The sequence below is a fragment of the Flavobacterium gyeonganense genome (genome assembly GCF_029625295.1).
Classification (GTDB): Bacteria; Bacteroidota; Bacteroidia; order Flavobacteriales; family Flavobacteriaceae; genus Flavobacterium; species Flavobacterium gyeonganense.
In genome coordinates this window covers 4,621,254-4,645,718 of sequence record NZ_CP121112.1, presented here as the reverse complement: position 1 = coordinate 4,645,718, position 24,465 = coordinate 4,621,254, and the positions used below count along the sequence as shown (strand labels likewise).

Sequence of the window (24,465 nt, the reverse complement as noted above, 5' to 3'; positions counted from 1 at the left end):
AATTATGATAAAAATTAAAGAAGTTTCCATTATCGGATTAGTAATATGTTCCCTTATTTTGTCAGGGAACAAGGTTATTGCTCAAAACAAATCCAAACAAAAAAACAAGGTTTCAACAGAAAGCAAACTCCCTTTTGATATGCCGGAAGTGCAGCTTCCAAAGTTTAAAAAAGACACTTTGAATATTGTTGATTTCGGAGCTGTACCCAATACGGAACAACTTTGTACAAAAGCGATTAATGATGCCATCAACAAATGCTCAAAATCGGGTGGAGGTGTGGTTGTAATTCCTTCAGGGATGTGGACAACTGGTCCGATAAAGATGCAAAGCAATGTAAATCTTCATACCAAAAATGGTGCTTTTATTTCTTTTACAAGCGATGTGAAACAATACAAACTGATCGAATCCTATTTTGAAGGAAATAAGGTGATTCGCTGTGAATCTCCAATTATGGGAGTTGGTTTAGAAAATATAGCCATTACAGGAGAAGGAATTTTTGATGGAAATGGTTCGGCATGGCGTCCGGTTAAAATCGGCAAAATGACAGCGGGACAATGGAGTGAACTTGTCAAATCCGGAGGCGTATTATCTAAAGACCGTAAAATTTGGTACCCTTCAGAAGGAGCTTATATTGGCAACGAAGAAAAAGATAAACTTCCTAAAAGGGCCACTGTTGAAAATATGGAACCTTACAAGGAGGCACTTCGCCCGGTAATGGTGAGTCTTGTGAATTGTAAAAAACTGTTGTTGGATGGTGTTACTTTTCAGAACTCCCCAGCTTGGAATGTTAATCCCTTAATGTGTGAGCATGTTACGTTGAGCAATCTAACTATTCGTAATCCGTGGTATTCTCAAAACGGGGACGGACTTGATTTAGAATCCTGCAGAATCGGTAAGGTAACCAACTGTCGTTTTGATGTGGGTGATGACGCAATCTGTATAAAATCAGGTAAAGATAAAGAAGGCAGGGATCGTGGAAAACCAACGGAGTTATTCGTAATTACAGATTGTGTAGTCTATCATGCGCATGGCGGCTTTGTAATTGGAAGCGAAATGTCGGGAGGTGTTAAAAATATATTTGTGAAGAACCTAACGTTTAACGGTACCGATTGTGGCCTGCGATTTAAATCGGTTAGAGGTCGTGGGGGTGCGGTTGAAAACATTTGGATGGAAGATATAAAAATGAACAATATCCCGACAGATGCCATCAATTTCAACCTTTATTATTTTGGAAAAGCAATTGATGAAGATCCGGAAACAGGCGAAATCACGGTTGAAAAAATGGCGGTTTCAGAAGAAACTCCTTCCTTTAAAAACATGTATTTCAAAAATATTTATGTAAGCGGAGCGAAACAAGCTTTGAAAATTATGGGAATCCCGGAAATGCCTGTTGAAAACCTTCAATTTAAAAACATGGTTATTCGAGCAGAAGCTGGTATCCAAATAAATTATGGAAGCAAAATTGATTTTGAAAATATTGATCTAAGACTGGATAAACCGGGTATAGCAATCAGTCTTTCAAATAGCCAGAATATAAACGTCGGAAGTTTTAAATCAGCAGGAGAAAATCAGCTTTTTTGGGTTGGGGGTACTTCCACAAGAGAAATATCATTGAAGAAGAACGGTCAAAAAATGGCTTTTGATGAAGATATAAAAGTGCTGGAATCGATTAAGGACGAGGTAAAACTTATTGAGTAATTAGTGATTAGTCCTTAGTAAATAGTCCCTAATGATTAGTCCCAAGCTCAGGTTTATAATAAAAATATTTAAAAAATCAATTCGAGTCTTCTTCTGTAATCGAAATAGAAGAAAAAATGTACCGGGAAACGTTTTGATAGTTTACTGTTCCTGATACAATCCCGCTTTTGGGCGGGATTACTCGAACTGAGGAAATTATATCACTATCAAACTAATTAAATCTAATGAATTAAATTATGAATGAACCTTTCTCCGAAATTAAAATCGGAGCAGGAAAAAATAACTTACTAACTAAAACCAAACCACAAATGAAAAAACAATACTTTATGTTCTTGTTACTGCTGCTCTTTTCAGTAATGGGATTTTCGCAAACCATTCAAAAAATTGAAGCAGAAGCATTTAATACAGCTTCAGGAGCAAAAGCAGAAAATAATGCCGCGCTCTCCGGAGGAAAAAATGTTGGATATATTAAAAACAATACCTGGATTAGTTTCACCGGACATGTATTTAATCAATACGACAGCAGTTTTAATATCGCAGCAGCCGGAGCAACCGGAGGAACGATTGAGCTGCGATTAGATTCATCAACAGGAACTTTAATAGGAACTGTCACAGTAAGCGGATCAACTGGATTTAGCGATTACAAAAAGTTTTCTACTGGAATTACACCAACAACCGGTACACATGATTTGTATCTGGTTTTTAAGCATCCAACAAATACCGGTTATTTATTTAATTTAGATTATTTAGAAAAAGTAACGACTATTCCGGGTGCTATTACTTATACTCTGGCAACTAACGTGAGTCCTGCGGCATCAGGTACAGTTTCTTCGAATCCCGGGGGAGCTAATTTTGTTGATGGGACGGCTGTTACTGTAACCGCAAATAAAAACTTCGGATATAATTTTGTTAGATGGACAGATGGTAATGGAAATCCTGTTTCAACTTCAAATCCATATACTTTTACGATTACTTCAAATACTACTTTGATAGCAGAATATGCTGCAGTTACTACCTATACCTTAAATGTAAATGTTACAGGGGCATTTGGTTTAGGTGAGTATACGGTTTCTCCTGCGGGTAAAGATGGCGCGTTTTCTGTTTACGAAACAGGAACAAATGTTACCATTACAGCGGTTGAAAATGATATTATTAAATTCAATAACTGGTCTGACGGATCAACAGCTTTAAGTACTTCGGTAGCAATGACTCAAAATAGAACTATCACGGGTACTTATGACAACGCAACATTTATAGCAGGCTGGACCTTTAAAAACGATCAGTATGCCAATCCAAGAATTGCCGAATTATTTTCTAAAGTTGAAAACAAACCTGAGCTATCGGCTTATAATGTAACCGATAATGTGTTTGCTCCAAATGTGAGACTGCAAAACAGAGGCGGGAAAAATGGTTTCTGTGTTTGGAATACAGTTAGAGGCGATTTCTTCTATTTTATGACTTCTTTTTCAACGGTTGGATATAAAAACATTAATGTTTCATCAGGACTGATTGGTTACTATTATGGCTGTGACGAATGGACATTTCAATATTCACTTGATGGTCTGACTTTTCAGAACATTTCAGGTTTAACAACCATAAATACAAGCTCAGTTACTCCAATCGGAGGAATATTGCCAGCTGAAGCAGAAGGAAAAGAAAAAATATATCTCAGATGGTTTCCGAATGTGAACGGGCCAAAACATGGAAGTGCAACCGATGTAACAGCAACGGTTTTATCAAATGTGATGATTAAAGCAGAGGAAGTTTTGGTTTCGGATGTAATTGCTCCGGTACTTTTGTCTTCACTTCCTGCAAATGCTTCAACAACCGCTGGTGCAAGCGGAAATATTATCCTTAATTACGATGAAAAAGTGAAGTTAGGTACTGGTTTGGCTACATTGAACGGGAAAAATTTAACTGCGGAATTTGTCAATAAAACGGTAAAATTCAGCTATTTCGGTTTAGACTATAATACACAATATACTTTTAGCATACCAGCCGGATTAGTTACCGATGTTTCAGGTAATAATGCTGCGGCAGTTTCCCTATCCTTCAAAACAATGGAAAAACCGGTTCCTGCAAAACGTGTATTCAATTTGATTGTCGATGCAAATGCAACAACTGACCAAATAGCCTCAGGAAAATATGTAAAAACCATTGCAGAGGCATTTACTGCTGCACCTTCTAATTCATCAACCCGATTTTTGGTACTGATTACAAACGGAACTTATAATCTGGGTGGTGATGGCACAAATCCTCAAGGGATTGTACTTCAGCTTCCATCAGGAAAAAATAATGTGTCCTTAATTGCACAATCAAAAGATAAGGTAATCCTTCAGGGAAATCCGGGATGGGGAATTAAAAATGCTGTGCTTTCAATTGAAGCCAATGATTTATATATGGAAAATGTAACCATTGAGCATAAAGACGGTATAGTTACTGCTGGTCAGCGACCGGCTCTTAATCCTGCCGGAGACCGAAATGTTTATAACGGAATCAAACTAAGAAGCAGACAAGACACTCAGGTTACAGGTGGAAACAGAAGTTTTTACTATAAATCAACCATTGAAGGTGATGTAGATTTTATCTGTGGAGGAGGAACGCACTGGTTTGAAGAATGCAAATTGGTTTCAGGTGGTGGTTATATCGTAGCTCCAAATCATACTGCAGATGTTCAGTACGGCTATATTTTTAATAACAATACCATTATTGCGACAACCAGTTATTATTTAGGGCGTCCCTGGCAAAATGCTCCAAGAGCTGTTTATCTGAATACTACAATGGTAAATGAGCCAAATACATTAGGTTGGGCGAGTATGGGAACTTTACCTGCACTTTTTGCAGAATACAATAGCATAAATGGAAGCGGGATAGCCGTTAATACATCAAATAGAACCAATACATTTACAGTTAGTGGTATTGCTCAGACAGGAAATTATAATCCAATTTTGACCAAAGCACAAGCTGATGAATACACTATCGAAAATGTTTTGAGTGGTACAGACAAATGGGATCCGCGTTTGGTTGTAGAACAAATTAGTGCTCCAGCAAATCTTTTGAATCTTGGAAACAACACGTTTAAATGGGATGATAATCAGTATGCAATTTGTTATGTCATTAGTAGAGACGGCAAGGTATTGGCAATTACGACTGATGCAACTTATAAAGATACCACTGCAATAGGAGGAAATCATGTTTACACAGTTCAAGCTATTAGTGAATACGGTGGTTTAAGCGCTATCAGTACTTTCGGTACTTTGGGTCTAGGGGCAAATAATAAACCAAAAGAAGTAAGTGCATATCCAATACCTACAAATAATATTGTCAATCTAACATTGCCTGAAGGAATTGGAAGCGTCAATTACGAAGTGTATTCAATTCTGGGACAAAAGGTAAAACAAGGTGTTTTCATAGCTAACACAAGCCAATCAATAGATTTGAGCAGGCTGACATCTGGTGTTTACCTTATTAATATAAAAAATACAGAAGGAACTGTTTACAAAGTGAAAGTAATTAAAAATTAGTGAGAATCGGACATACTATTTAACCATATTAAACCAAAAATGAAAAAACAACATTTTATTTCCGTAATACTGATGCTATTTTCAGTAATAGGATTTTCGCAAACAATTCAGCGAATTGAAGCTGAAACTTATGATGCTTTTAATGGAGTATCGATAGAAACAAATGCAGCTCTATCAGGTGGTAAGAATATCGGAAATTGTAAAAATGGATATTGGATTAAATTCACAGGACATGTTTTTAGTGAATATGATACCCGTTTTGATATCGCAGCAGCTAGCAGAACGCAAACAGGTTCGCCTACAATTGGGACTCTGGCTGGTACTGTTGAAATAAGAATAGATGCAGTTGCCGGTACTTTAATTGGTACAGCCAACATCAATACTACTTCTAGTGGAAACTGGACAACGTATCAAATTTTTCCTGTTGGTATAGCCAAAACTACAGGCACTCATGATTTGTATTTCGTATTTAAACCTGTCACTGGGAATAACTATGTAGGCAATTTTGATTATTTTGAAAAAGTGACCAATAACACTAATGGAGCTATGTATACTTTGGCAACTAATGTGAATCCGGCTTCATCGGGAACCATAAGTGCGAGTCATCCTGGAAGCCAGTTTGTTGAAGGGACTCAAATTACCCTGACAGCAGCTCCTAACTTTGGTTATAACTTTGTACGATGGGTAGATAGTAATGGAACAACTGCTTCAACAGCTAATCCGGTTACTTTTGCTATTGCTGCAAATAGTACTTATGTAGCAGAATTTAAAGAGGTTAATACCTATACTATTTCATATCTGAATGCAATCGACGGTTCGCCATTAACAGGCTTAACTCCAACTGCATATACCGAAGCGACATCAGTAAATTTACCTGTCCCAACTCTGCTCGGCTATGCGTTCTACGGTTGGTCCACATCACCGACATCACCGAACACCATTAAAAAAATTGAAACAACCTCCACTGGTAATCAGGTATTTTATGCTTTTTGGGGAGCCACAGGAGGAAATGAAAAAGGCACACCTGCTTTCCCGGGAGCAGAAGGTTATGGTAAATATGTTACCGGCGGTCGTGGCGGAAAAGTGATTTATGTAACCAACCTAAATGACTCTGGAGCAGGTTCCCTTCGTGCCGCAATAGCTCAGAGCGGTCCCAGAATTGTTGTTTTTAAAGTATCGGGTACGATTAAACTGGAAAGCGAACTGAGTATTACAGACAATATTACAATTGCTGGTCAAACAGCTCCGGGTGGAGGAATTACACTGCGAGACTATAATGTGAAGGTAAGAGGTAATAATATCATTGTTCGTTATTTGCGTTTTAGAATGGGAGATGCAAAAAATGTCGAAAACGATGCATTGGGCGGACGTTTTCAAAACAATATCATAATCGATCACTGTTCGATGAGCTGGTCTACTGATGAATGTGTTTCTTTTTATCAGAATGAAAATTTTACGCTTCAATGGTGTATTATTTCCGAAAGTCTTCGAAATTCTGTTCATGGAAAAGGCGCTCACGGTTATGGTGGCGTATGGGGAGGCAGAAATGCATCGTTTCATCATAATTTATTGGCACACCATGACAGCCGTAACCCAAGGCTGGGTGAATATGCAAACGATGTTTTTGCTCTAACTGATCTGGTTGATGTGCGCAATAATGTAATCTACAATTGGGGAGGCAACAGCTGCTACGGTGGAGATGGAATGAATGTTAATCTGGTAAATAATTACTGGAAACCGGGTCCCGGGACTTCTAATTCTACTAAGGAACGTATTGTGTCTACAGGAAGAATTTTGGATGCAGCATCACCATTATATGGAATCTGGGGTAAATATTATGTAGATGGAAATTATGTGAACGGTTCTCCAAGAGCTACTCAGGATAACTGGACATATGGTGTATTTAGTCAGTTTCACAGCAGTCAGTTACCGGTAACGGAGGCTAACAAACAGGATTTAAAAATTGAAACGCCGCATCCTTTTGCAGAGATTACAACACACAATGCCACAAAAGCTTACGAATTGGTATTAGACCATGCCGGAGCAAATTTATTCAGGGATGCTGTCGATTTAAGAGCAGTTGGAGATACAAGATCCGGAACAGCCTCTATCATGAATGGTGGTAACGGAAGTACAAATGGATATATTGATACTCAAACTGCTGCCGGTGGATGGCCGGAATTGCCTACTGCACCTGCCCCTGATGATACGGATGGAGATGGTATGCCGGATACATGGGAAACCGAAAAAGGTTTAAATCCTGCCAATATTGCCGATGGAAATTTGAAAACACTGGACACAGAATATACCAACATTGAAGTTTACATCAACAGCATTGTAAAACAAATAACAGATACTCAAAACGGAACTCTTGCCGTACCTGAATATGCGAATAAAAACAATTTATTCTATGCTTATCCAACAGTTGGTAAAAATAAAATAATGCTGAAATCATTTGTTGATAATGACAGTGTGGCATTCATTAATCTTGCCGGGCTTGTTGTAAAACAAATTGACACAACTAATCTTGAAACCACTATTTCTATAAGTGATTTGTCTGATGGAATTTACATTATCAAAAGCTTAAAAACTGGATTGACGACCAGAATAATCGTTAAATAAGTTTTCAAATTTTGGGATTATTACTGGCATTGATGATGACAATAATAATCCCTTTTTTAATAATGCCTTAAGATAAAAACTCAATATATAGCTGTTTCTTTGGCTAAAGATTTAATAAATAAATGATGAGATTATTTGATAAAGGCGGTTTGTTGCTATGTTTTTTTCTTTGTTTCCAGATTTGGGCTCAGGATAATATGCGTGTTATTCCAAACGATACTTCCTATAATGTAGCCAATGAATTCAGGAAGAATAAAAAGCGTTTCCCCGAAATAAAAATTGCAAAAGACCTATTGCCAGCCGGAGTTACAGAACAAAGGCAGCTGGTTTACACAACATTAAAAAATACTCCTTTTGGAGACAGGGATCTACATGTAGATATTTTCTCTCCAAAAAAGCCAGGAAAATATCCTGCCCTGATTATGATTCATGGCGGTGGATGGAGATCGGGAGATAAAGCATTGCAGATTCCGATGGCACAAAAATTAGCAGCCAAAGGTATCGTAACCATTTGTGTGGAATATCAGCTTTCGATGGAAGCAAAATATCCTGCAGCAGTTTATAATATCAAATCAGCGATAAGATGGGCTAGGGCAAATGCAGAAAAGTTTGGTATTGATCCAAATAAAATTGCTATTTCCGGATGTTCGGCCGGTGGACAATTGGCCATGCTCGTTGGACTTACAAGTGGTGTAACATCCAAAGAAGGCGATCAGGGTAATTTAGGTTTCTCAAGCGAGATAAATGCTATTGTTGATATCGACGGAGTTGTTGATTTTATGGCACCGATGTCTCTTAATTTAACCCGAAAACCGAATTCTCCGGATGTAGAATGGCTGGGAGGCACTTTCGTAGAAAAACCCGAAATATGGAAAGACGCTTCCAGTATTTTCTGGGCAAATGAAAAGTCGTGTCCCATATTATTTATAAATAGCGGTTATTCCAGATTCCACGCAGGTCAGGATGAGTTAATCGGGATGATGAAAGAATGGGGAATCTATACTGAAGTTCATCAATTTGATGTAAAAATTCACCCTTTTTGGCTGTTTGAACCTTGGGTCGATCCTACGGTTAATTATATCCATGATTTTTTAATTAAAAATTTGAATAAATAATATGAAATCAAAATTTGCAGCCTCAATTTTTTGCATAGCAGCAAGTGTTATGGTCATGGCTTTCACAACAAAAAAATCCAATATAACAACGGTTTATTTAATTGGAGATTCCACTATGGCTGATTATGCCAATAATTATGAACCGGGGAAAGACTATATGAAAACACGATATCCGGTTACGGGTTGGGGGCAGGTTTTTCAGCCATTTTTTGCCAAAGACAGTTTGAAGCAAATAAAGAATTTGATAAAAACAGATAGTGTTCATGTTGATGACAGAGCAAGAGGAGGAAGAAGTACCAGAACCTTTTTTCAGGAGGGGCGTTGGAGATCTGTATATGAAAATCTTAAAAAAGGAGACATTGTTATGATGCAGTTTGGACATAATGACGGAGCAGCAGATAAAACAGAAAGATATGTAGATGTTGAAGGCTACAAAGAATTTTTGAGACTGTTTGTATCGCAGGCAAGGGAAAAAGGAGCTTATCCAATTATCCTGACGCCTGTAGCCAGAAATTTTCCTTGGAAAGATAATGTTTTAAATGATGTTCACGGAGAATATGACAAAGCACCTAAAGATGTTGCGGCTGAGATGAAAGTAGCTTTAATAGATTTGAACAAAGCTTCAAGAGAATTTTTTACCAAAAAAGGAAAGGATTTTGTGTCTGAAAATTATTTTATGAATTTACCTGCTGGAAAATATGAAGCCTATCCGGAAGGTCAAAAAGATAATACTCATTTTCAAACCAAAGGAGGAAAAGAAGTAGCCAGACTTGTTTTTGAAGGGATGAAAGAATTAAATTCTAGTTTGAAAAAATAATAAATAGCTGCATATATACGAGATAAAAAAAGGGACAAAAGATGGATTTTTATCTTTTATACCGTAGAGTGACGGGGACAGGACAAATTTCAACATCTTTCTTGGATGATTTGAAGAAATTGGCTTACTACATGTAGAGTCTGTCTTCCATTGGCTTTATAATTTTGGTTTAGATGTCCTGTTGGGGATTTAGGGGAAAAAATATAAAAAATCAATTTGTTCATGACTGTAAACCAATATACAATTCTACAAATATTATAAAGGGTTTGAAAAGATTTTTATACTTTAAGTAAGGATTGTCTTTTTTTGGCTCTATGAATTACCTGATTGTTTTTCCATCGTAGTTAGAAATTGGTTTATTTCTTTTTCCATAAGAAAAAAATAATAAATTCAAATCTATTACGTGTGTTTATGGAAAACTTAAATTAATCTCTAGTTTTTAAGAAAAATTGAGGCTTGCAATTTATGCAAGCCTCAATTACGTATTACGAAGTTAATAGCCTTTCCTCAATAATAACGAAATGACCTTCACGATAATTTATAAGCCATTTGTCGTTTTGGAGTATGTATTTATCATCATATCTAACGCTGTAGTCTGTCAATACATTTTTTCCATCAATTTCTCTTATCATTTTTATTTGAGCGAATGATACACCAGAGGCAAAATCATTGTCAATTTGTACTTCATGCTGTCCATTAAGGGTGAAGTAGGTTTTTACCAGCGATGCATGACCAATAAATTCCTTCTCCATGTTAGTTTTTCCTGAAACTTCAGAGACAACTATCCCACCCATAAAGGCTTTATAGGTTATGTTAGGTGTAAATAATTCCATTTGTTCAGTAATTTTTTATCATCTCCTAAAACAGCGTAATCATCAATTAGCTTTCTAAGTTTTTCTTTTTTTTTCTAAAAATTCTAGTGTCATAATTTTGTATATTTAAATGTTGACTGCAATACTATTCTGCCGCGGTTTCAGGTTAATACTGCTTTTTATCTATGTCAAAATTATTGTATATTCGCTAACAATTTATTAGTTGTTACCTAAAGGTTAGTGGCTAATCAAAATGTTTGTAAATGAAAAATCAAAATGAAAATACAGAAGTAAATAAGGAATTTACAGATGAATGCCATAAAGTATTGCTAGCAGTAAGTGATGCGCTTTATGCAATAGGAGGAAAGTGGAAACTTATGATAATTATTGCTATAGCTAGAGGTAATAATCGATTTATGGAAATTCAGAGACAGGTGACAGGAATTTCTGCAAGAGTTCTTTCGAATGAGCTCAAAGAACTTGAGATGAATGGTTTTATCATTAAAAAAGTCGATGTTGGATACCCTGTAACTATAGAATATCAACTTTTGCCATACAGCAATACTTTAGAAGAAGTGGTTAGCGCTATGACAAAATGGGGAATGCAGCATCGTGAAAAAATAAAAAGGAAAGAAGTTAAGATCCTACTCTAAACTTATACAAAATAGATGGAACTCGTTAATAGAAATTAGAGAACGAGAATAGAGAAATAAATCATTTTTTAATCTCAGTTGAACAACAATATTTAATATCAAAAAATCACGATAAATCAAAAGAGAAAAAATCCTATATCCTTAACGGGATTTCGAACCATCGTTCAGCTTCGATTAAATCTCTAATAGCACTACTTTAAGACTATTTATTTCAAACAGACTAAGAATTTCTTGTGAAAAAATTGAACCACAAATATTATGCTGTGAAGGCTTGAAAAATCTATATGTTTGTGTATAAAAAAAGAGACAACTACTATGTAGTTGTCTCTTTTAGTGACCTTACTGAACAATTTACAAACCATTTTATGAATGATTTAAAGAAATTGGCTTACTTTCAAGTGAATTTATAAGTTAATTATTTTGAATTTTTATTCAAGAGTGGTTTGTATGTATCGTAAGGGTCAAACGTTAAAAAATGTTAAAAACATATGTGTATTTAAATTTATTAAGACGTAATAGCTTTTTATAAAATTCCTGAAAATAAAATTTGGTACTGCGTTAGTTTTTAGTAAAATTATATAATAATTTTGAGATTATTCAAATCAAAATTTGGTCGGGATATTAAACTTTTTAAACCGCTTTAATCTAATTAGTAGGTAATTATGTATGCATTTATTAGGGATGAGGAGAGCAGTATTCGAACCTTAAGCCTGGAACCCGCGTTATTTCTTGCATTTGTTGTTTTTTTAACCTCTTTTACCAATATTTTGCATTGAGCTTTACTGAAATGTTGGCTAAGAAAATTTGTCGATTATAATAATGAGAAAATTATGAGCTTTCATTATTAAAACTTAAAAGTTTAATTTTATCTTTACAGTTACAAACGCACTTCTTACTTGTCATAACAAAATAATCCTTCCTAATTATTTTGGCAAGTTACTGGTTTAAGGAGGTATTTTCGAAACTCACTTTCATTTACATAAACTTATAATTTCATGTATCAAACTGTAAAATATATTTTGCTGCTTTTTATAGCATCATTAACTTTAATTTCCTGCAAACAAAAACTGAGTAATAAAATAAAAGTTGGGTTTTCTCAGGCTATGACTACAGATGATTGGCGTAAACAAATGAACAGCTCAATGAAGATTGAAGCCTCATTACGGTCTGGGGTTGATTTAACTATAAAAGACGCTAATAACAATATCGAGAAACAAATAGAAGATATTGAAGGATTTATATCTAACAAAGTTGATGTTATTATTGTATCTCCAATTCAATCTAAACCATTGACTGCAGTTGTAGAAAAATCAATAAAGGCTGGAATTCCTGTTCTTGTTGTAGATCGAAAAATTGAAGGGGAAAGCTATACTGCTTACCTCGGAGCTGATAATATTGAAATTGGGAGAATTGCTGCCCGATATATTATTTCGCACAGTAAAGGGTCTGGTAAGATTATAGAAATAACTGGAGCAAACGGTTCTTCACCAGCATACGAGCGAAGTCTTGGTTTTGAACAGATTATCAATGAAAATAAGCGTTTCAGAGTCAATAATATTATTCATGGCAATTGGGAAGGAGAATCTGTTAAAGAGTCTTTAAAAACTATTCTTTTGCAAAATCCTGACATCGAATATATTTTCGCACATAATGACCGTATGGCTTTAAGCGCCTGGGAAACTGCCAAAACTGTTGGATTAGAAAAGAAAATCAAATTTATTGGTGTTGACGGACTCAATACAGTAAATGGGGGGATAGAATTGGTGAAGAGCGGAGTTTTAGATGGTACAATTCTATATCCGACAGGAGGAAATGAAGCGTTGAAATTGGCCTTAAAAATGTACAATAAAGAAGCGATTGCAAAAAATAATATTCTCAACACAATTGTAATAGACAAGAATAATGCTGAAATTATCGAAAATCAAATGGATAAAGTCGATCAGCAGCAAACAGTTATTGAGTCACAGCAGGGAGCGATAAAAGTTCAGGAAAGAGAATATGCTTCGCAGAATAATCTGGTTCGATTGCTAAGTTTTTTCTTAGTCATCATTTTGAGTTTGACGATTTACAGTATTTATTCGACAATTTCTATTTCAAGAAAGAAAAAACAGCTTGAAAGAATTAATCAAACCGTAATTGATCAGAATAATGAAATTCAGGAAATGGCTAAAATAGCGGAGAGAAGCAATGAAGTAAAATTGAATTTCTTTACAGGACTTTCGCATGAATTCAAAACCCCAATAACCCTGATTATGAGTTATGTAGAGTCGTTGATTGAAAATGAAAAAATTAAAGGCACTGCTCTTATCGATGAAGTAAAACTAATCCATAAAAACTCAAATCGGCTGCTCAGATTAATAAATCAATTGCTGGATTTTAGAAAAAATTGAAGAACAAAAATTTACTTTAAGAGCTTCAAGTACTAAAATCTATGATTTTACCAATGAAGTGATGATTAATTTTAAAGGTGAAGCTGCCCGTAGAAATATCGATTTTCAACTTATTTGTAAAAACAAAAATCTAGAATTATTTATTGATAGGGAGCTCATAGATAAGGTGTATTTCAATTTATTGTCAAATGCCTTTAAATTTACGCCGGACAATGGTAAAATTAATATTTCGATTATAGAAAATCAAGATAATACAGTAAAGATCCATTTCAAAGATTCTGGAATTGGAATTCCCGACGATGAGCTTTCAAATGTTTTTAATCCGTTTTTCAGGGCTTCAAATAATAATAAGAATAGTTCAGGAATTGGGCTTCATCTCTCAAAAGAATTTGTGCTTTTGCATCAGGGAACGATTGAATTGAAATCAAAACAGGGAAGCGAATTTGTAATTACTTTATTGAAAGGAGTAAGCCATTTACAGCCTTCTGAAATTATAAATAAAGCTGAAAAACTAACTATAACAACAAATTTAATTACAGATAATCTTGATATAGAATCTGAGTTGAATGAGACAAATGTAATTTCTGAATCAGAAAAACATACCCTTTTGGTTCTAGAAGACAATATAGATTTGGTTGCCTTTTTAAAGGCTAAATTATCGAATGAATATGTCATTTATACTTCTGACGGAAGCGACGCTATTGAAAAAGCAATAGAAATTATTCCTGATATTATCATTTGCGACATTAATCTGGTAGACAAAGACGGTTACGAAATCAGTAAAGAATTGAAAAAAGATTTACGTTCGTCACATATTCCCATTATTATTTTAACAGCGCAGAGCAACAAAGAATCTGTTTTAAAAGGATTGCAAAGTGGAGTAGATCAGTATCTAACGAAGCCTTTTAGTCTCTCTATTTTAAAACAATCTATATCAAGCCTGCTTTTCAACAGAGAGAAACTTCGTTATTACTATACTAATAATATTTATCGTGTTGAACCTGAGTCGAAATTTGGCAATCAGGAACAATCCTTTATTACGAAAATGAATGATATTATTAAGAAAAATGTCGAAAATCCTAAATTCTCGGTAGAAGATTTAGCTGATAAACTTGGAGTTTCAAGAGTTCAGTTGTATCGAAAAGTAAAAGCAATTATAGGAATTAATATCAGCGACCATATAAATAATGTAAAATTGGAGAAAGCGGCAGAGCTTTTAAAGTTAAATAACATGAATATTTCTGAAATTGCATATTCACTTGGATTCTCATCTCCAAACTATTTTTCTACAGCTTTTAAGAATAAATTTGGAATTTCACCAAAGGAATACAAATCATCCAATTAATAGCAGTTCAAAATTGATACAAAACACGTATCAATTTTGAACTTAATGTAACAAAATCGAAACTACACGGTTTTCGTAAAAAAAAATAAATTGCGTAAAGCCTTGTAAATAAAGGTTTTGTTTGTAAAATATCAAACTGTCAGTATTTATAGAATTAAATTGTAACATCATTAAAAATAACTTGTTTTTTTTGCGGATATCTTAGCAATAAGTTTTTAATACATCTACAATGAACAAGATATTGATTTGGTCTGTTACTGCTGCACTGGCAGGTTTTCTATTCGGTTTTGATACCGTAGTTATTTCTGGAGCTGATAAACAATTACAGCTTCTTTGGCATTCATCTGATGCTTTTCACGGATCTGTTGTTATGGCAATGGCACTGTGGGGTACGGTTGTAGGGGCTATTTTTGGAGGAATTCCAACCAATATAATAGGCCGTAAAAAAACACTGTTCTGGATAGGAATTTTATACTTTCTTTCTGCTATTGGTGCTGCTTTTGCAAATGATCCATTTGTATTTGCTGCTTTCAGATTTATTGGAGGCTTGGGTGTTGGGGCTTCAACTATTGCAGCGCCGGCCTATGTTTCCGAAATTGCTCCGGCTGACAAACGCGGACGTTTAGTAGCGCTGTATCAGTTTAATATTGTACTTGGAATTTTAATTGCATTTATCTCCAACTACTTTTTAAAAGATATTGGAGAAAATGCCTGGCGCTGGATGATAGGAGTGCAGGCTATTCCTTCTTTTATTTACATTCTTTTTATACTTACAATTCCGGAAAGCCCAAGATGGCTATTGTCTAAAAATCGTGATGAAGAAGCACGTAAGGTGTTGTTTAAAATTGATCCTTCTGCAGATCTTAAAGATATCATGGATGATTCAAGAGAAAATGGTAGTACTAGACATGAAAATATCTTCATGAAAAAATACCGTTTTCCTTTAATCCTGGCTTTTTTAATTGCTTTTTTTAATCAGTTTTCGGGAATCAATGCTTTTTTATATTATGCACCCAGAATTTTTGAAGAAGCAGGTTTAGGACAAAACACCGCTTTATTAAGTAGTATCGGAATCGGAATTACGAATCTTATATTCACTTTAATCGGAGTAGCATTAATTGACAAATTAGGAAGAAAGTTGTTAATGTACATTGGTTCTATAGGATATATTATTTCTTTAGGATTGGTCTCTGCTTCGTTTTATTACAATTGGGGAGGCTTATCTGTACCTATTTTCCTTTTCTTATTTATTGCTTCGCATGCCATTGGCCAAGGTGCTGTAATCTGGGTTTTCATCTCAGAAATTTTTCCAAATCATATTCGTGCTTCTGGACAGGCATTTGGAAGTTCAGTACATTGGGTTTTGGCAGCAATTATCCCATCTTTAATACCGATGCTATTTTCAGAAATTGGCCCGGAAGTAGTATTCTTAATTTTTACATTGATGATGGTGTTGCAATTATTGTTTGTAATTTTTATGATGCCTGAAACCAAAGGAATCTCTTTAGAAGTATTGAGTGAAACGCTAACTAAAAAAAATAACCACAAAAATGAAATCAAAGAAACATCTACCGCTGGCATTTTATAGTACGATACTCCTTTCAGTAGGGGGATTTACGCCATATTTGGCTGTGGCGCAAACAACTGCTGTTTCAATATCAACTTTTGATGAGGAACAAATGTACCGTCCTAATTTTCATTTTACACCAAAAAAAGGATGGATGAACGATCCTAACGGAATGTTCTATGCAGATGGAAAATATCATTTATTCTATCAGCACTTTCCTGATGGAAATAAATGGGGACCGATGCATTGGGGGCATGCCGTTAGTAAAGATCTGATTAAATGGGAAGAGTTGCCTATCGCGATTTACCCAGATAAGGATAAATATATTTTCTCAGGAAGTGCCGTTGTCGATACACATAATACTTCAGGTTTAGGTATTGGAAAAACTGCTCCAATTGTAGCGGTCTATACTTTGCATGATATGACAAAAGAAAAAGAAAATAAAATTGATGTCGAGCAGCAGGACATTGCTTTTTCGAATGACAATGGTTTTACATGGCAGAAATTTGAGGAAGGAAATCCTGTCATAAAAAACCCAGGAATTCGAGATTTTCGTGACCCAAAAGTAACTTGGGATGAAACGCATAAGCAATGGATTATGGTTTTAGCAGCACAGGATCGTTCTCAATTTTATAAATCCAAAGACTTAAAAAGCTGGGAATGTCTATCTGATTTCGGGAAAAATATTGGGGCACATGGAGGTGTTTGGGAATGTCCGGATTTTTTTCAAATAAAAGTACAATGGACAAATGAAACCAAATGGGTTTTAATTCAGAGCTTAAATCCTGGGGGGCAAATGGTGGTTCTGGAACACAATATTTTATTGGAGATTTTGATGGAACTACTTTTACATTAGACCCAAATTTTGCCAAAAGAGTAGAACAGGAAAAGGCTGTTTGGATAGATTATGGGAAAGACAATTATGCTGGTGTAACTTGGAATAATGTTCCAAATGCTGACGGACGACGATTGTTTATTGGTTGGATGTCTAATTGGGACTATGCACAAGATGTTCCTACTAATGCGTGGAGAAGCGCCACGACAATTACTCGTGAAATTCAGTTAATCAAAAATGGTAATGATTATATTTTGGTCAGCAATCCGGTAAACGAAATCAATAAATATGTTTCTAAATCTATTAAAAAGAAAAATTTAAAAGGAAAAGGTAATCTTTCGATTTCGGAAGCGGGGAAAATTGATTTAACTAAGGCAATTATTGATTTTAAGCTTAAAAATTTAAAACAAGATACCTACACTTTTACTCTTTCAAATGATAAAGGCGAGTCATTGACTTTCGGAATCAATAATTCAGATCATTATTTATTTGTAGATCGTTCGAAGTCTGGAAAAAATGATTTTTCTGAAAAGTTTGCAGCAACGATCACAAAAGCAGCTTTAAACGGCAATCAAAAAGAAGGTGTTTTTAAAATTATTTTAGATAAAACCTCTATTGAAATATTTTACAACAATGGCGAAAAAGTTATAACCGAAATCTTTTTCACAAACCATCCATTTACATCTTTATCAGTTTCTTCAAAAGATGAAATTGAATTAAACAACTTCGTAATTAACCAATTAAATATAAACTAACTAAAAACCACTAACCTTATGAAAAGTAAAATTATTTATTTTCTATTTTTCTTCTTTCCGGTGCTAATGATGACGGCTCAGGAAAATGGAGTAAAGGGAATGGTAATTTCGGCAGATGACGGAATGCCGCTTCCAGGAGCAACCGTACTCATTTCGGGTACAAATATCAGTACAGCAACAGATTTTGATGGCAATTTTTCGTTCGGGAATATAAATTCAGATGCTATTCTTGTAGTTTCCTTTATAGGATATGCTCCACAATCTATTCCTGTTAAAGGTCAAAAAATGATCAATGTAACTTTAAAAGTAGATAACAACCAGCTAAATGAAGTTGTCGTAACAGGATACTCTAAACAAAAGAAAACAGATATCACAGGCGCAGTTGCCGTTGTAAACATGAAGGAAGTCATGAAACAGCCAGAGCCAAACCCGATCAAAGCTTTGCAGGGAAGAATTGCCGGAGTAAAAGTATCGTCGGATGGTTCGCCAAGTGGAGGAAATACAAAAGTGGTGATTCGTGGCGTGGGGACGCTGAACAATACAGATCCGCTTTATGTAATTGACGGAATGCCGACAAAATCCGGAATGCATGAATTAAACCCTAATGATATTGAAACCATTCAGGTTTTGAAAGATGCTTCTTCGGCAAGTATTTACGGTTCCCGAGCTTCAAACGGTGTGATTATCATTACAACCAAAAAAGGAAAAGAAGGTAAAATGAGAATCAATTTCAGTACCTATGCTTCCTTTTCTGATTATTCAAGAAAGTTAGATGTACTAAATGCAAACCAGTTTGGGCAGGCACTTTGGCAGGCCAATATCAACGACGGTTTAAATCCGAATAATAATAATTTACGCTATCAGTTTGACTGGTCGGTAAATAACAATAAACCACAGTTGAATAAAGTTTTGGTTCCGGAATATTTAGATACACAGCAAACCCTTAAGGCTTCAAATACAGATTGGTATGACGCAATTTCTCAAACTGGAGTTGCCAATTCTTATGATTTGTCTGTATCGAATGCTTCTGATAAAGGAAATTATGTTTTCTCGTTAGGTTATTATGGAAATGAAGGTGTTGTAAAAACAACAGATTTCGAAAGAATTTCTGCGAGAATGAACAGTTCTTATAAATATTTTGATGGCAAATTAGTTATCGGAGAAAACTTCAGTTTAAACCGTACGAACGAAGTAACAGATCCGGGCGTTTTAGATCCTGCTCTTAGAGCTTTACCAATTATTCCGGTGCACACTGTAGACGGAATAGGTTGGGGAGGACCGGTTGGAGGAATGAACGACAGACAAAATCCAGTTCGTCTCTTAGAATATAATAAAGACAATAATTACGATTATTTGCGTCTTTTTGGTAACGCTTACGCGGATTTGGAAATCATTAAAAATCTGCATATCAAAACCAGTTTCGGAATGGATTATGGTTTTTACAAAAAACGCACGTTACAAAGAAGCTATAAATCAGGTTATTTGCAAAACGATCAGACTTCTGTTACAATCGATCAGTCAATAAGCGACAAATGGACTTGGACGAATACAGCAATTTATAGCTTAAACTTTGGAAAAAGCAATCTGAATTTGATGGCGGGAACGGAGATGTACAAGGACACTTACGATACAAATACATTACGTAAAAATGACTTTTTGATCGAAACGCCGGATTATATGTATCCGGATGCAGGAACAGGAGAATCTTTTACCAGCGGAACTTCTACTGTATATTCTTTGCTTTCTTATTTTGGAAAAGCAGATTACGAGTTTGATAATCGTTATTTGGTTTCGGCTACAATTCGTCGTGATGGTTCTTCTCGTTTTGGAAAAAACAATCAATTCGGGACATTTCCGGCAGTTTCTGCAGGATGGAGAATCAGCAACGAAAATTTCATTAAAAACAACGCCCCTGTTTTTTCTGACTTAAAATTAAGAGCAGGCTGGGGACAAACCGGTAATCAGGAAATAAGTAATACAGCAGTTTATTCGCTTTATCTGGCAAGTTACGCAGGCGGAAGCCCAACTTGGGCAACTTCTTTTGGAACAGCTTACGATATTGCAGGAAACGGAAACGGATTGCTTCCGTCTGGTTTTATTGCAACGCAATCCGGAAATGATGATTTGAAATGGGAAACTACGACGCAGACCAACATTGGTTTGGACTTTGGTTTATTCAAACAAAAATTGAGCGGCTCTATAGATTATTATATCAAGAAAACAGATGATATTTTGGTATTACCACCTTATTTAGGAGTTATTGGCGAAGGAGGAAACCGTTGGGTAAACGGTGCTTCTATGGAAAACAAAGGTTGGGAGTTTTCTTTAGGCTATCATGATGAAACTTCATTTGGATTGAAATATGATATTTCCGGAAACATTTCGGCAAACAAAAATAAGATTACACAATTACCGGATGAAGTAAAAAACAACTACGGAGGCGACGGATTGGATGATAATATTTTAGGACGTCCAATAAATTCGATGTACGGTTATGTTACTGACGGATTGTTTACAAGTCAGGATCAGGTGGATAACTCGGCAATTCAGGAAGGAAAAGGCCTTGGAAGAATTCGTTACAAAGACTTAAATGGTGACGGAACAATTACAGATAAAGACCGCACATGGATCGGAAATCCAAATCCGGGATTGTTGTATGGAATTAATTTAAACTTGTCTTATAAAAACTTTGATTTTACCACTTTCTGGGAAGGTGCAAGTGATGTGGATGTTATCAATAACACCAAATATCAGACTGATTTCTGGAGCGTAGATGATGTGGGATCAAACAAAGGAACTCGTTTGCTGAATGCATGGTCTTTAGACAATCCAAATTCTACAATTCCAGCCCTGACAACAGTTGACAGAAATGCAGAGTCAAGATTTTCAACTTATTACGTAGAAAATGGAAATTATCTTAAACTTAGAGTTTTGCAGTTTGGATATAGTTTTCCTAAAGAATTAGTGAAGAAATTGAATATGGAAAGTTTTAGACTTTACATCAGCGGACAGAATTTGTTGATTATTGATGCTAAAAGCTTCACAGGAGTTGATCCTGAAAATGCAGGTTTTGGATATCCACAGCCAACAACTTTTACGGCTGGTCTTAATTTTACTTTATAATAAAAGATTTAAAAATGAAATCGCCATGATTCAAAATGGAAAATGATAAGAAAGAATGGTGATTCCATATCCCAATAAAAGACAAATATTATATTAATATGAAAAAAATACTATATATAGCAGGATTTGCAGTGATGGGTTTCTTCACTTCCTGTTCCGATTTTTTAGAAAATGATCCGCGTGGTGTGTTGTCAGAAGAAGATATTGTTACACCGCAGTCGGTTGAAGGATTTATGAATGCAGCTTATGCACAGTTAGGAAATGATCATTACGATTCTCCGTACAGTTTATGGCCGTTTGGAAATGTTCGTTCTGATGATGCTTATAAAGGCGGAAGCGGTACAAATGACATTCAGGATTTTCACTTTTTTGAAGTTTCAAATAACATTCGTCCGGATTTTGGAGAACTGGATAATTTCTGGTACATAAGTTATGTAGGTGTTTCAAGAACCAATAAAGCGTTGAAAACCTTAGAGCAGCTCTCAGAAGCAGATTATCCGTTGAAAAAAACAAGAATGGCTGAAATGCGTTTTTTAAGGGGACATTTTTATTTTATGCTTAAAATCATGTTCAGAAATGTACCTTATATTACCGAAGATGTTCCGGTAGAAGATTATAAAACGATTTCAAACAAAGCACTTTCAAATGAAGAACTTTGGAATAAAATTGCTGAAGATTTTCAGGCTGCAGCCGATAATTTGCCAGATACACAGCCACAGGTGGGGCGTGCCACTAAAAAAGCAGCTTATGCTTATTTGGCAAAAACAAGATTGTACCAGGCGTACACACAGGATGAAACATTCAAAGTTACAGGTATAAACCAGCAGCATCTGCAGGAAGTAATTGCGGCAACAGATAATGTAATCGGAAAAGCTTCTTTAGAACCTGATTTTGCAAACAACTTCCTGCCGGGAACTTACGAGAATGGACCGGAATCTATTTTCTCAATTCAGTTCTCTGATAATGACGGAACGCTTTACGGAAGATTGAATTTCTCAGACGTTCTTTCAACGCCACAAGGTTTAGGCTGTTGTGATTTTCATAAGCCAAGTCAGAATTTAGTGAATGCTTTTAAAACCGGTGCAAACGGTCTGCCTGAATTTGATACTTACAATAACGAAGATTTTGATTATAAAAATATAGATGCCAATACTGTTGATCCGAGATTGTATCATACAGTTGCGATGCCAGGTCTGCCTTATAAATATGACCCTGAATTTCTGTATGTTGAAGCTTGGGTAAGATCACCGGGAACCTATGGCTATTTTGCTTCTTTAAAGGAAAATGTTGCCCCAAATTGCAGTTGTGTTGTAAATATTGATCCGTTTTACGGAAATTCAAAAAACAGAATTCAGATTCGTTATGCTGATGTGATTTTGATGCGTGCGGAAGCTTTGATTGAATTAGGAAGACAATCTGAAGCTTTGCCGTTAATTAATCAAATCAGAGAAAGGGCAGCACAAAGTACAGGAAGACTGCCTTACGTGAAAAACTTCAAAATCAATACCTATGTAGATGGAGGCAATTGCAACTGGACACAGGATTTTGCCCGCAAAGCTTTGCGTTGGGAACGTCGTTTAGAATTGGCTATGGAAGGAAGCCGATTTTTTGACCTTGTTCGCTGGGGAATTACAGATCAGGTTATGAATGACTTTTATGCAAAAGAAAAAACAAAACGTACGTATTATCAGGATGCTTTTTTTGATGCGCATAAAGAAGAATATTGCCCAATTCCGTTGAAACAAATTAATTTCAGTCAGGGATTGTACAAACAAAATCCAGGTTATTAATCCTTAAAGATTCAGCAATATGAAAAAAGCTTTAAATAAATATTGGACCAAAGTATCTATAATATTGGCAATGATTTTTATGATTACTGCCTGCGAAAATAATTTTGAAACTGGCGGATTTGATTTGAGTTCGCCTTCAAATGTACTTTCCTTCAAACTAAACGGAGTTTCAGGAAGCATTGATCAGACAACAGGAAAAATTACTGTTGTAATGCCTTACGGATCTGACATAACAGCTATAAAACCAGAAGTTGTTTTTGTAGAAGGGGCAACATCAAATCCGGAATTAAATTCGGCGATGAATTTTACAAATCCGGTAAAATTCAGAGTGGTTAATGGCAATTTATATAAAGATTATACGGTAACCACAACCGTTTTAAGTCCGATTAAGAGTTTTACGATTAACGGTGTTGCGGCGACTGTAAACGACATTAGTAAAACCATTAATATGACGCTTCCTGAAAATACAGATTTGACAGCACTAAAACCAGTAATTGAAACAACTGCTGGTGTTACGATTTCACCGGCTTCAGGAGCAACAGTTGATTTTACAAATGCAGTTACTTTTGTAATAACATCAAACGGAAAAAGCGTTAATTATACAGCAAATGTCGGAGTTCCGGTAACAGGATTAACTGTGGCGTTTTTAGGAACTGCGGCTACAAGATCAGGAATCACAAATATGGATGAAGTTACAGCATCAAACTGGTTATTTGATAATTTCCCGGGAGCTAAATATATTTCTTTCGAAAGTATACAAAACGGTGCCGATTTAAGTGATATCGATGTGATTTGGTGGCACTTTGATTCGGCTACAAATTTACCTTCTGTAGCTTATAATCCTGCGGTTACAAATGCATTGAAAAATTTCAGAACAAATGGAGGAAACCTGCTTTTGACTTCTTTTGCTTCGCAATATGTTGATGCATTAGGGATTGTTCCATCAGGAAAAGGACCGAATAATGTTTTTGGTGATTTCCCTCCAAACGGATTTGTTGATGATAATTCGTGGGGAATGTCATTCGTTGGTCATGAAGGTCATCCAATCTTTCAGGGTTTAACCACTTTTGAAGCTGGAAAAGCCAATTTATTACAAAGCGGAACTTTCAGATTAAATCATACAGCGTGGTGGTTTTTACCAGAATGGGGCGGATACAATAATGGGGAAGGTTGGAGAAACCAGACAGGAGGAACCAATCTGGCAAGTGAAGCCTGGGATAATGAACTGAACGGAAGAGTAACAATTGCAGAATTCCCGAACACGAGTACAAATAAAAATGTAATTGTTATTTCTATGGGAGCTTATGATTGGTACAATGAAACCAATAGCAGCGGTGTGCCAAGTCAGGCCAATGAGTTTATTGCAAACATAAAACTGCTAACACAAAATAGTATCAATTATTTAGCGGCAAAATAAA

15 protein-coding genes are annotated in these 24,465 nt (G+C 35.5%); 14 read left to right on the top strand and 1 reads right to left on the bottom strand.

Going from position 1 to position 24,465, the window contains the following annotated elements; translation table 11 throughout:
- The first annotated feature begins 4 nt into the window (after positions 1-4).
- The 5 genes from P5P89_RS19845 to P5P89_RS19825 all read left to right on the top strand — a co-directional run bounded on the left by P5P89_RS19845 (position 5) and on the right by P5P89_RS19825 (position 9,777).
- A complete protein-coding gene (locus P5P89_RS19845; RefSeq protein ID WP_278009877.1) occupies positions 5-1,699 on the top strand; it encodes a glycoside hydrolase family 28 protein in 1,695 nt (564 codons plus the stop codon).
- Positions 1,700-1,935: 236 nt separating this feature from the next.
- Entirely contained in the window at positions 1,936-5,223 is a 3,288-nt protein-coding gene (locus P5P89_RS19840; protein WP_278009876.1) for a pectinesterase family protein, read from the top strand.
- Between the two features lie 39 nt (positions 5,224-5,262).
- Positions 5,263-7,845: a carbohydrate-binding protein gene (locus tag P5P89_RS19835; protein WP_278009875.1), complete on the top strand. Its 2,583-nt coding sequence runs from the start codon at positions 5,263-5,265 to the stop codon at positions 7,843-7,845.
- A 122-nt stretch (positions 7,846-7,967) separates the two neighbouring features.
- Positions 7,968-8,960, top strand: a complete 993-nt coding sequence (locus P5P89_RS19830) for an alpha/beta hydrolase (protein WP_278009874.1) — start codon at positions 7,968-7,970, stop codon at positions 8,958-8,960.
- A gap of 1 nt (position 8,961) precedes the next feature.
- Positions 8,962-9,777 (top strand): rhamnogalacturonan acetylesterase, encoded by an 816-nt coding sequence (locus tag P5P89_RS19825; RefSeq protein ID WP_278009873.1) that lies wholly within the window; start codon positions 8,962-8,964, stop codon positions 9,775-9,777.
- Between the two features lie 485 nt (positions 9,778-10,262).
- Here P5P89_RS19825 and P5P89_RS19820 read toward each other — a convergent pair whose 3' ends face one another.
- Positions 10,263-10,610, bottom strand: a complete 348-nt coding sequence (locus tag P5P89_RS19820) for a nuclear transport factor 2 family protein (protein ID WP_278009872.1) — start codon at positions 10,608-10,610, stop codon at positions 10,263-10,265.
- A 242-nt stretch (positions 10,611-10,852) separates the two neighbouring features.
- Here P5P89_RS19820 and P5P89_RS19815 point away from each other — a divergent pair, with 242 nt between their 5' ends.
- From P5P89_RS19815 to P5P89_RS19775, 9 genes are all read left to right on the top strand, one after another.
- Entirely contained in the window at positions 10,853-11,242 is a 390-nt protein-coding gene (locus P5P89_RS19815; protein WP_278009871.1) for a winged helix-turn-helix transcriptional regulator, read from the top strand.
- 995 nt (positions 11,243-12,237) lie between these two features.
- The gene (locus P5P89_RS19810; protein ID WP_278009870.1) at positions 12,238-13,632 is read left to right on the top strand and encodes a substrate-binding domain-containing protein; all 1,395 of its coding nucleotides are present in this window, start codon (positions 12,238-12,240) and stop codon (positions 13,630-13,632) included.
- Positions 13,633-13,693: 61 nt separating this feature from the next.
- Positions 13,694-14,977, top strand: a complete 1,284-nt coding sequence (locus tag P5P89_RS19805) for a hybrid sensor histidine kinase/response regulator transcription factor (RefSeq protein ID WP_278009869.1) — start codon at positions 13,694-13,696, stop codon at positions 14,975-14,977.
- 229 nt (positions 14,978-15,206) lie between these two features.
- Positions 15,207-16,565 (top strand): sugar porter family MFS transporter, encoded by a 1,359-nt coding sequence (locus P5P89_RS19800; RefSeq protein ID WP_278009868.1) that lies wholly within the window; start codon positions 15,207-15,209, stop codon positions 16,563-16,565.
- Positions 16,528-17,400 (top strand): glycoside hydrolase family 32 protein, encoded by an 873-nt coding sequence (locus tag P5P89_RS19795; protein ID WP_278009867.1) that lies wholly within the window; start codon positions 16,528-16,530, stop codon positions 17,398-17,400. The genes P5P89_RS19800 and P5P89_RS19795 overlap by 38 nt, the downstream gene beginning before the upstream one ends.
- Entirely contained in the window at positions 17,304-18,134 is an 831-nt protein-coding gene (locus tag P5P89_RS19790) for a glycoside hydrolase family 32 protein (RefSeq protein ID WP_278009866.1), read from the top strand. Before P5P89_RS19795 ends, P5P89_RS19790 begins: the two co-directional genes overlap by 97 nt.
- 18 nt (positions 18,135-18,152) lie before the next feature.
- A complete protein-coding gene (locus tag P5P89_RS19785; protein ID WP_278009865.1) occupies positions 18,153-21,257 on the top strand; it encodes a SusC/RagA family TonB-linked outer membrane protein in 3,105 nt (1,034 codons plus the stop codon).
- Positions 21,258-21,355: 98 nt separating this feature from the next.
- Positions 21,356-23,047, top strand: a complete 1,692-nt coding sequence (locus P5P89_RS19780) for a RagB/SusD family nutrient uptake outer membrane protein (RefSeq protein WP_278009864.1) — start codon at positions 21,356-21,358, stop codon at positions 23,045-23,047.
- 19 nt (positions 23,048-23,066) lie between these two features.
- Positions 23,067-24,464 carry a DUF4960 domain-containing protein gene (locus P5P89_RS19775; RefSeq protein WP_278009863.1) on the top strand — a complete coding sequence of 466 codons (1,398 nt, stop codon included), beginning with the start codon at positions 23,067-23,069 and terminating at the stop codon, positions 24,462-24,464.
- Position 24,465 lies beyond the last annotated feature (1 nt).

Excerpts from the sequence above, each read along its gene's own strand:
- P5P89_RS19845 (WP_278009877.1), top strand. The coding sequence starts at position 5 with ATGATAAAAATTAAAGAAGTTTCCATTATCGGATTAGTAATATGTTCC.
- P5P89_RS19840 (WP_278009876.1), top strand. The coding sequence starts at position 1,936 with ATGAATGAACCTTTCTCCGAAATTAAAATCGGAGCAGGAAAAAATAAC.
- P5P89_RS19835 (WP_278009875.1), top strand. The coding sequence starts at position 5,263 with ATGAAAAAACAACATTTTATTTCCGTAATACTGATGCTATTTTCAGTA.
- P5P89_RS19830 (WP_278009874.1), top strand. The coding sequence starts at position 7,968 with ATGATGAGATTATTTGATAAAGGCGGTTTGTTGCTATGTTTTTTTCTT.
- P5P89_RS19825 (WP_278009873.1), top strand. The coding sequence starts at position 8,962 with ATGAAATCAAAATTTGCAGCCTCAATTTTTTGCATAGCAGCAAGTGTT.
- P5P89_RS19820 (WP_278009872.1), bottom strand. The coding sequence starts at position 10,610 with ATGGAATTATTTACACCTAACATAACCTATAAAGCCTTTATGGGTGGG.
- P5P89_RS19815 (WP_278009871.1), top strand. The coding sequence starts at position 10,853 with ATGAAAAATCAAAATGAAAATACAGAAGTAAATAAGGAATTTACAGAT.
- P5P89_RS19810 (WP_278009870.1), top strand. The coding sequence starts at position 12,238 with ATGTATCAAACTGTAAAATATATTTTGCTGCTTTTTATAGCATCATTA.
- P5P89_RS19805 (WP_278009869.1), top strand. The coding sequence starts at position 13,694 with ATGATTAATTTTAAAGGTGAAGCTGCCCGTAGAAATATCGATTTTCAA.
- P5P89_RS19800 (WP_278009868.1), top strand. The coding sequence starts at position 15,207 with ATGAACAAGATATTGATTTGGTCTGTTACTGCTGCACTGGCAGGTTTT.
- P5P89_RS19795 (WP_278009867.1), top strand. The coding sequence starts at position 16,528 with ATGAAATCAAAGAAACATCTACCGCTGGCATTTTATAGTACGATACTC.
- P5P89_RS19790 (WP_278009866.1), top strand. The coding sequence starts at position 17,304 with ATGGGTTTTAATTCAGAGCTTAAATCCTGGGGGGCAAATGGTGGTTCT.
- P5P89_RS19785 (WP_278009865.1), top strand. The coding sequence starts at position 18,153 with ATGAAAAGTAAAATTATTTATTTTCTATTTTTCTTCTTTCCGGTGCTA.
- P5P89_RS19780 (WP_278009864.1), top strand. The coding sequence starts at position 21,356 with ATGAAAAAAATACTATATATAGCAGGATTTGCAGTGATGGGTTTCTTC.
- P5P89_RS19775 (WP_278009863.1), top strand. The coding sequence starts at position 23,067 with ATGAAAAAAGCTTTAAATAAATATTGGACCAAAGTATCTATAATATTG.